At 68.7% G+C, this 1,375-nt stretch carries 1 protein-coding gene; it reads left to right on the forward strand.

Annotated elements, in window-relative coordinates:
* Positions 1–89: 89 nt before the first annotated feature.
* Entirely contained in the window at positions 90–1,352 is a 1,263-nt protein-coding gene (locus tag L1892_RS24550) for an ISL3 family transposase (RefSeq protein WP_012832474.1), read from the forward strand.
* The last annotated feature ends 23 nt before the right edge of the window (positions 1,353–1,375 follow it).

Below are 1,375 nucleotides of genomic sequence, written 5' to 3' on the forward strand. Positions count from 1 at the left end.
TGGTTGAGCGCGCCTGAAACGTGAGCACGCCGTTCCCTGTCTAGGTTTCTGAGCTGTCTAGGACCAGGAACCAGTGAGCGGAGAACGGCGTGCAGAACGCCACCTTATGGCGAGCCCTGTTGGGGGTCGAGAAGACAGTCGTGGAGGACATCGAGTTCGACGAGGACGAGCAGACTCTGGTGGCCTGCGTTCGGCCCACGCGACGTGCGGGAGCTCGCTGCGGACGATGTCAGCGACGGTCTCCTTGGTACGACCGTGGCGAGGGACGTCGTCGGTGGCGGGCGCTGGACCTGGGCACCATCCAGGTCCATCTCGAGGCCGACGCACCGCGGGTCAACTGCCGCGAGCACGGGCCCACGGTCCGCGCGGTGCCCTGGGCCCGGCATGGCGCCGGACACACCACCGGGTTCGATGAGCAGGTCGCCTGGCTGGCCACCCAGTGCTCCAAGAGCGCGGTCACCGAGTTGATGCGGATCGCCTGGCGCACCGTGGGGGCGATCATCACCCGGGTCTGGGCCGACGTCGAGAAGCTGCATGACCGGTTCGCCGACCTACGCCGGATCGGGATCGATGAGATCTCCTACAAGCGCGGCCACCGCTACCTGACCGTGGTCGTCGACCACGACACCGGTCGGCTGGTCTGGGCCGCCCCCGGCCGGGACAAGGCCACCCTCGAGGGCTTCTTCGACGCCCTCGGTGAGGAGCGGTGCAGCCAGATCACCCACGTCTCCGCCGACGGTGCGGACTGGATCAGCACTGTGGTCGCCGACCACTGCCCCCACGCGGTCCGCTGCGCCGACCCCTTCCACGTCGTCCGGTGGGCCACCGACGCCCTCGACGAGGTCCGCCGAGCTGCCTGGAACCAGGCCCGCGGAGCGGCCACCCAGCGCCGTGCCGGCCGCGCATCGGGACACGCGAAGGCGTTGAAGCATGCCCGCTACGCGCTGTGGAAGAACCCCGAGAACCTCACGGTCAGGCAGCAGGCCAAGCTGGCCTGGGTCGCCAAGACCGACCCGCGGCTGCACCGTGCCTACCTGCTCAAAGAAGGCCTGCGACTGGTCTTCCAGCTGCCCCACGCCGAGGCCGCGGAGGCGCTCGAGGTCTGGATCCGGTGGGCGCGGCGCTGCCGGATTCCCGCCTTCGTGGAGCTGCAGCGTCGCATCGTCAAACACCAGGCCTCGATCCTCGCAGCGATCGAGCACGGTCTGTCCAACGGTCGCATCGAGTCGGTCAACACCAAGATCCGGCTGATCACCCGCGTTGCCTTCGGATTCAGGTCTCCCGAGGCTCTCATCGCCTTGGCCATGCTCAACCTCGGCGGCCACCGACCAGTCCTCCCCGGCCGGTCATGACCCACGGATCGGTCAGGAGAGCC

Source organism: Gordonia tangerina, from assembly GCF_021556435.1.
Classification (GTDB): domain Bacteria; phylum Actinomycetota; class Actinomycetes; order Mycobacteriales; family Mycobacteriaceae; genus Gordonia; species Gordonia tangerina.